This is a genomic window from Algoriphagus sp. SE2 (assembly GCF_039563885.1).
Lineage (GTDB): Bacteria > Bacteroidota > Bacteroidia > Cytophagales > Cyclobacteriaceae > Algoriphagus.
The window spans coordinates 1-4,225 of record NZ_JBCLWJ010000040.1 but is presented as its reverse complement, the minus strand read 5'-3'; the positions used below and the strand labels follow the sequence as shown (position 1 = coordinate 4,225).

At 37.4% G+C, this 4,225-nt stretch carries 4 protein-coding genes; 1 reads left to right on the top strand and 3 read right to left on the bottom strand.

Annotated features, from left to right (window positions below):
* Window positions 1-261: 261 nt before the first annotated feature.
* A complete protein-coding gene (locus AAGF08_RS20255; protein ID WP_343513269.1) occupies window positions 262-1,143 on the bottom strand; it encodes a toll/interleukin-1 receptor domain-containing protein in 882 nt (293 codons plus the stop codon).
* A gap of 10 nt (window positions 1,144-1,153) precedes the next feature.
* A complete protein-coding gene (locus AAGF08_RS20250) occupies window positions 1,154-2,332 on the bottom strand; it encodes a toll/interleukin-1 receptor domain-containing protein (protein ID WP_343513268.1) in 1,179 nt (392 codons plus the stop codon).
* A 266-nt stretch (window positions 2,333-2,598) separates the two neighbouring features.
* Here AAGF08_RS20250 and AAGF08_RS20245 point away from each other — a divergent pair, with 266 nt between their 5' ends.
* Window positions 2,599-2,985 carry a hypothetical protein gene (locus AAGF08_RS20245; RefSeq protein ID WP_343513267.1) on the top strand — a complete coding sequence of 129 codons (387 nt, stop codon included), beginning with the start codon at window positions 2,599-2,601 and terminating at the stop codon, window positions 2,983-2,985.
* A 286-nt stretch (window positions 2,986-3,271) separates the two neighbouring features.
* Here the strand turns inward: AAGF08_RS20245 and AAGF08_RS20240 are convergent, their stop codons facing one another.
* Window positions 3,272-3,793: a VOC family protein gene (locus AAGF08_RS20240; protein WP_343513266.1), complete on the bottom strand. Its 522-nt coding sequence runs from the start codon at window positions 3,791-3,793 to the stop codon at window positions 3,272-3,274.
* Between the last annotated feature and the right edge of the window lie 432 nt (window positions 3,794-4,225).

Here is a 4,225-nt window from a genome sequence, read left to right as displayed (position 1 = left end):
TCAGCTAGTTTACTAAAAAATCCTATTTCGTTTCCTTCTTCGAAATGACCGTTTTATGTCATAGGATTGAAATATTTTTTTTAAACCGCAAAGGCGCAGAGCATACAAAGTTTTCGCAAAGACTTTTATTGAACCCAAATCAACGCCCTTCGCCGCGGCGGAGGGCAAGGAGGACTATTCAGTCGGTACAGCTAGCCTACTAAACTCTTTGGCTAGGCTTTGATAGTGGGAGGAAAGGTGTGGAAATTTATTAATAGGAATCTAAAGCTTTTCGTTGTTCTCGACATTGTAAAATTGTAAACTATCAATAACCGCTTGTAAACTGTCTATTTCTAATCGGTAATTTGGAACAATTTCAGGTTCTTCATCATTCGAATAGAACTTAAAATCATTAATAATTCGGGAAATAGCAGCTTGATGCATACAATAGGTAAAGTTGTATTCATGTTCTGTTAACATCTTCTCAATAATATCCATAGTATCCTTGCTGTGCCGACCAAATACGTTAAAGTCTTCATCAATCTTGTTAAACTGGGCGCGATCCTTCTGGCTATAGTCCCAGGTCATATACCCAAGGATTCCTACCACAATTGAAGCAACTCCTAACAATACAAGTTTACGTCTGCGGTTCTTTCGTTCAATATGCTCAAATTTGGATCTGGCCAATTCTTTTTTGGCCAGTAGCTTTTGTTCACCTTCTGAAAGTAATGCCATTACATCCCGATGCAACTCACTAAAGTTGTGGCCTTTTAATGCCAATGCGCGGAAAAGGTTTGCAATCCCTTCAGAACGATTCGTGTGTAAATCTATATATTGTATTCTTTTTAGCCTTTTGGGAAGTTGACAAGGTTCAATTAATAAGGGAATGAATAATTTACGATTGTTTAATGAGATATCTGCTTCATCCATAAGGTCTTTGGAGTCTACAGAATTTCGTGAAAGTATAAAAAGGACTATATCAGATTCTTCCAGCGCTTCCTCTATTTGACGGTCCATTCGTTTTCCGGCGATACTGTGTAAATCTCTTGTCCATACGGTTAACGCTTTCTCTTCTAATGCGTGAGCAAGATTCATAACAAATTCTCTATCTCTAGAATGATAGCTTATAAATATTTTGGGCGTTGTATTAGTTTGGCGGCTCATTATTCTAAGTTTATTTTAATTGGAATTCGGTTTTACGCGAAATTCTATGCAAGGAATGTCCAATGAGCAAAAGGATCAAAAAAACTGGAATATTGCTTAAAACCTGATAGTATAAACTGTCAATAATATTCAAGAATATTAGCATATAAAAGAAACTGATGGAAGCATAATTCTTAAGGTATTTATTAAATGAAAGTTTCGATTTTGAAAGGAAATCAAGCAGCACACTTATAAATACTGAAATACCGATAAGCGGAGTAAGAGAAACTAGCAGAAGTAGATTACCATTTCCTAAGCCAGACCCATAGTATGTTAGAGTAGGGAGTAGTATTAGAACGATTAAATTGATAAAATAGTCGACATTCAATTTCAGTCGATTAATATTTGAAATCCGTAAAACCATTACTAGTAAAAAAATATAATAAAGTGATAATGATTGAAACAAATAGGCAGAACTTTCTATTAATGCGAAGAGTATGAGAATCGTAGGTGTTATAATATCTTCATAACGTTTCAATAGGCTTCTTCCCCACCGAAAATTACCAACAATGATCTTCAAACCTGAACTGATGAGCATGGAGAACATGAAAATTAAGGAATAGAACCAAAGCCCAAGGAGTCCACTGAAATTTGTTGAGCTAAAAACATTCGATAATACGGGAATTGAAATTGCAATTAAAAATAATAAACTACGTTTTCTCAGTTTTTTCCAGTATTCTATTTCTACAGCTAGGCTTATTGTATTGTTATGAGCTAGCTTCTCCTTTTCTTCCTCTAGTCGCTCAAAGTTGGCATTGACCTCATTAACCTCAAGATCAAGAGCTTTAAGTAAAGAGGTCATTCCAAAGTTCAAATCCTTACTCAAATCATATTTTGTCAACCTGTTAATCCTAAATGGAACTTCACAGGGTTCCAACAATACCGGAACAATTGTTTTGTTTTCCTCCAAAGCGAAAGCAACTTCATCCAAAACATTTTCCGATTTCACGGAAGATGTTGATAGTAATAATACCATGGTTTCTGCGTCATCAATAGCTTGCTCGATGCTTGAATCCCATGCAGATCCAGATTGAATACTGAGCTGGTCAAACCAAACATTTGCACCATTCCGAATCAATTCTCGGGTAAGTTGTTCAGCAAATTCTAAGTCTCTTCTAGAATAGCTTATGAATACTTTTGGATTGGACATATCCTGTAATAAAAATTAATTTTTGCGATGACTACTTCATTCTAAGATACTTATTTTACTATTTAATTATCCATCGGCTAATCAATAGCTAGATAGTAGGTAAAATAGAATATCAAAGTTAACCTTGGCCTCATAAAATTTTGGCTAAAACTATAGAAGAAATGAGCATGCATGTTTTAGGGGTAGCTTTTTTAACCGCAAAGGCACGAAGAGCACAAAGTTTTCGCAAAGAAAATTACAATAGGAAATAGCTCCGTAGGAGCGAAATGTTGGTAGCCCCGGGTTTTAACCCGGGGTTTAGAGATTCCCATGTGAACCAACCTCCCGCCCAAAGCCATCTTCTGGAATCGAATGTCCATGCGGGAGGATGGAAACGAGTTTTATTTTGTTTCCATAGACTATCACATGAGAGTTATGATTGTCGGAATTACAAATTCCTGAGATATGGGTTCGGGATTGCAAATCCCGAACAGCACGCAGGATGGAAAAGGGTTTTATTTTCTTTTTCTTCGTTCTTTTGCCTTAACGCAAAAGAACCAAAAAGTCAAGTCGTGGCAAAGCTTCAGCCGCACTTGCCAGGCGCTGGCCCGCTGCCACGACAGCCCACCTCGCCCTCAATACGAGCGATTGTAGTAAATGATTTTAAGTTCTGATCCAAAACAGCCAGAGTATTCCGAATGACTACGAAGTAGTCAAACCATTAATAGCCCCGGGTTTTAACCCGGGGTTTAGAGATTCCCATGTGAACCAACCTCCCGCCCAAAGCCATATTTTGGATTCGTATGTTCATGCGGGAGGATGGAAACGAAGTTCATTTTGTTTCCATAGACTATCACCTGAGAGTTATGATTGTCGGAATTACAAATTCCTGAGATATGGGTTCGGGGGGCATACGGATCAATAAATTATTCCCCTCCCGCCCGGGAGAAAATTGTACCTCTATTCCAAAGGCCCTATCAATTCAATAAAGATCCCATCAGGATCCTGTACCAAAACAAAATGTAAGTTTTCATTTAATGGTGTAGGTGTACTCCCCAATAATTTCACGCCTTTTTCTTTTAATCGTTTGATCACAGGGTTCAGCGCTTTTACATTGATGGTGATATACTGAACGCCCGTTCCATCTTGGATATACTTCGGTTTAGATTCAGATTGTTTATTGCCAAAGCTCATTAGCTTCCATTCATTTGCATTTGGGCTATTCTCTAATTTTAGGACACTTACCTCGACGGGCACACCATTTGAAAGGCCCGAACGTTTGGAAAACTCTTCGGTGATGGTGAAGGTATATGCCTGGACCATACCGATTCCATCCATGTAGAAGTCTAAGGAACGATCTAGGTCAGATACCACCACACCTGAACCAATTAAATTACTGCTGAAATTAGACTGGGAGTGGGCAGTAAAGTTGATCATCATTCCAGCAACAATACCAAAAATTAGTAATAGGGGATTTTTCATAAATTTTTAATGTTATAGGTTGGGTAAATGTAATTTCGTCCAATTTAGCAAAAAATCAATTTTGAAGATTGAACCTACCCAGTGTAGGAAGGAGATATAGATATAATTAAATAGCTAAAAAGCCGGTGGATTAAAGTTGTTAAAATTCTAAATTCGGATTGAAATTTTTTAAGCAGCTGCTCAATTTCTAGGGCATTTTTATTTCAATTTGCGGTTTTTTTGACGGATAGTCCTTTCAATTTCTTCAATGGAAAATTTCTAATTAATAAGAATATCAAGGTAGAATTAAAAATCCCACCCAGTCCCGACTAACAATTTGACTACACCGAGAGGGGTGAGGAGATATAAATTCGGGTAGCTTTTTTTACCGCAAAGACGCGGAGATCACAAAGAATTCGCAAAGACTTTATTGAACTTGGATCAAATCCCTCC

Bases quoted from the DNA above. Each gene is read 5' to 3' on its own strand.
- AAGF08_RS20255 (WP_343513269.1), bottom strand. From the start codon at position 1,143: ATGAGCCGCCAAACTAATACAACGCCCAAAATATTTATAAGCTATCAT.
- AAGF08_RS20250 (WP_343513268.1), bottom strand. From the start codon at position 2,332: ATGTCCAATCCAAAAGTATTCATAAGCTATTCTAGAAGAGACTTAGAA.
- AAGF08_RS20245 (WP_343513267.1), top strand. From the start codon at position 2,599: ATGTTGGTAGCCCCGGGTTTTAACCCGGGGTTTAGAGATTCCCATGTG.
- AAGF08_RS20240 (WP_343513266.1), bottom strand. From the start codon at position 3,793: ATGAAAAATCCCCTATTACTAATTTTTGGTATTGTTGCTGGAATGATG.